Origin of the sequence: Sporichthya polymorpha DSM 43042 (assembly GCF_000384115.1) — a bacterium.
Taxonomy (GTDB): Bacteria; Actinomycetota; Actinomycetes; order Sporichthyales; family Sporichthyaceae; genus Sporichthya; species Sporichthya polymorpha.
The window spans coordinates 283,984-286,604 of record NZ_KB913029.1 but is presented as its reverse complement, the minus strand read 5'-3'; the positions used below and the strand labels follow the sequence as shown (position 1 = coordinate 286,604).

Sequence of the window (2,621 nt, the reverse complement as noted above, 5' to 3'; positions counted from 1 at the left end):
CGGTGAGAAGGGCAGCGCAGTCTCCGAACGTGGGCTGGAGGTCGTCGGAGCGCGCGTCTTCGGAACCCCCGTTGTGATCACCAGCGAGGGCGTGCAGATTGCGGACCAAGCGACCCCGGCGGACAGCCGGGCGGCCCAGGATGCGGTCAACTCCGCGCTGAAGCAGGCGGGACTGACGATCACCATGCTCCCGCCAGCGCCGTCGGCGGCGTCCGCCACCGGCACGGCCGCCACCGCGGATTCCGGCGGCATCGCCATTCACGCCGTCCTGCCGGGCCTGCCGCCGGGTAACGAGGTGCGCCTCATGTTCGGCCGCAGCACCGCCGAGGTGAGTGCGAGCCAGGTGGCGGGCGCCGGCGGAGCTGGGGCGGCCGGGCCGCTCGGGTCGACCGACTCCGGAACCGTGGCGCCGGGAGCGCTGCCGAGCACGGTGGACGCCGCCTTCGCACCGGGGGCCGGGGTCGCGGAAGGTGCGGTGCCGGTGACCGGCCTGCCCGACAGCGCCGTGCCGGGGGTGGCCGGTCTGCCGATCCCCGGGGCCGCAGCGCTGCCCGCGGTTGAGGCCGGGAACTCCTCGCTGCTACGTCGCGCCGTGCCCGCCAGCTATCTCGTGGGGAGCGAGTGCGGTTTCGCCTGCACGTACGGCGTCTTCGGGGCCGTCCTTTTTGCCCTGCCTGTCGCCTACATCACTCGTCGCTACCTGATGGGAGCTTGAGCCATGGCCACCTCCACACGGAACCACCCGGTGATCAAACGGGCGAAGGACAACCCGGAGACCCAGGCGAGGCCGCCACGTCAGAACATCGCGTCGAGCCTGCCGAAGGACCGTCGACTTCTGGGCAGCCTGATCGCCGCCGCCGGCTCGGCGATCGCCTTCCTGGTCGGGTGGATCGGGATGTCGTCGGAGACCGAGGTGTCCCGGCAGATGCCCTATCTGGCGTCAGCGGGTGGCGTGGGAGTCGTGCTCGTCGTCCTCGCGCTCGCGCTGTTCCTCGACTACGAGCACGCTGCGGACCGGAAGGGCATCCAGATGGTGCTCGATCGACTGCAGGCTGTGGAGCGCAACGTGGCTCAGGTCGGCGCGCAGGTCGGGCTGTCGGACGCTTCCGCCGCACCCGTTGGCGCGCGCGACTCGCAGCCGGTCTGAGGGGCCCTGACGTGACGGACCCTCACCTGCGCCTCGATGACCTGTCGATCCACTTCGGTGGGTTGAAGGCGGTCGACGGCCTGTCGCTCCAGGTCGAGCGCGGGAACATTGACGCGCTGCTCGGTCCGAACGGGGCCGGCAAGACGACCACCTTCAACGGGATCATGGGCGTCCAGCGGCTGACCCGGGGTCGGATCTTCGTCGACGGCGTCGACCTGACCGACAAAGGACCGCAGGCGCGTGCCTCGGCGGACATCGGCCGGACGTTCCAGAATCTGTCGCTGATTCCGCACCTGACCGTCGAGGAGAACGTCGCGGTCGGCGTCATCAAATACCGCAGCAGCGGTCTGATCGGCGCCATGCTCCGCCTCCCGCGAACACGTCGCGAGGATCGGGAGACCAAGGAGATCAGCTACCACGCCCTGGACTTTGTGGGCCTCGCCCATCTCCGGGGAGTGAAGGCCGGAGCCCTGTCCTACGGCGACCGCCGCCGGTTGGAGATGGCCCGAGCCCTGGCCAGTGGCCCCAAGCTGCTGCTGCTCGACGAGCCGTCCGCCGGCATGGGCGCCCGCGAGACGCTGGACCTGGCCGATCTTGTCGCACACGCGCGGGACACCTTCGGGCTGACGGTGCTGGTCATCGAGCACGACATGGACTTCGTCCGCAAGGTCGCGCAGAACACGAGCGTCATCGACTTCGGTCGGCTGATCGCATCCGGCAAGACCGCGGACGTGTTCGCCGACCCCGTCGTTGTCCACGCCTATCTGGGAGCACCGGACGAAGAACTGGAGGAGCTGGCCGATGCTTGAGGTCGAAGGCCTGCAGGCTGACTACGGCCCCATCACCGCGGTCCGGGGGGTCTCGTTCTCCGTCACTGATGGTGAGGCGGTCGCGATCCTGGGTCGCAACGGCGCCGGCAAGAGCACGACCCTCAACGTACTGTCCGGCATGAAGGGCGCCGCTCGGGGGTCGGTGCGTTACGAGGGACGCAACCTGCTCAAGATGTCCCCCGAACAGCGGGTGCGTCAGGGCGTCGCGCTGGTCCCCGAGGGACGTGGGATCTTCCGGTCGCTGACGGTCCGGGAGAACCTCCAGGTCGGGGCCTTCAGCGAGCGACTGTCGGCGAAGGCGATGGATGCGCGCATCGAGGAGGTCACGCAACGATTTCCTCGGCTGGTCGAGCGGATGACCCAGCGGGCCGGAAGCCTCTCCGGGGGGGAGGCCCAGATGCTTGCCGTGGCGCGAGGCCTGATGTCGCGCCCTCGCCTGCTACTGCTGGACGAGCCGAGCCTGGGCCTGGCCCCGGTGATCGTGCAGGAGCTGTACGAGCTGTTCAAGCAGGTTCGGCAAGGAGGCACCACGCTGCTGCTCGTGGAGCAGTACGCCCAGGTGGCCCTGAAGTTCACGGATCACGCACACGTGTTCCGCAAGGGCGAGATCGCCCTCAGCGAGCAGTCGTCCCGGCTACGTGGCA

Annotated in this window: 3 protein-coding genes and 1 pseudogene; all 4 read left to right on the top strand. The window is 69.4% G+C overall.

Translation table 11 applies throughout. The features are described 5' to 3' along the window. Window positions 1–715, top strand: a pseudogene (locus SPOPO_RS0101490) (hypothetical protein); the annotation flags it as partial. A gap of 3 nt (window positions 716–718) precedes the next feature. Then, window positions 719–1,147 carry a hypothetical protein gene (locus SPOPO_RS34655; RefSeq protein WP_019873013.1) on the top strand — a complete coding sequence of 143 codons (429 nt, stop codon included), beginning with the start codon at window positions 719–721 and terminating at the stop codon, window positions 1,145–1,147. An 11-nt stretch (window positions 1,148–1,158) separates the two neighbouring features. Then, window positions 1,159–1,956 (top strand): ABC transporter ATP-binding protein, encoded by a 798-nt coding sequence (locus tag SPOPO_RS26945; RefSeq protein WP_019873012.1) that lies wholly within the window; start codon window positions 1,159–1,161, stop codon window positions 1,954–1,956. After that, the coding region (locus SPOPO_RS26940) for an ABC transporter ATP-binding protein (protein ID WP_019873011.1) at window positions 1,949–2,621 on the top strand (673 nt) is incomplete at its 3' end. The genes SPOPO_RS26945 and SPOPO_RS26940, both read left to right, overlap by 8 nt.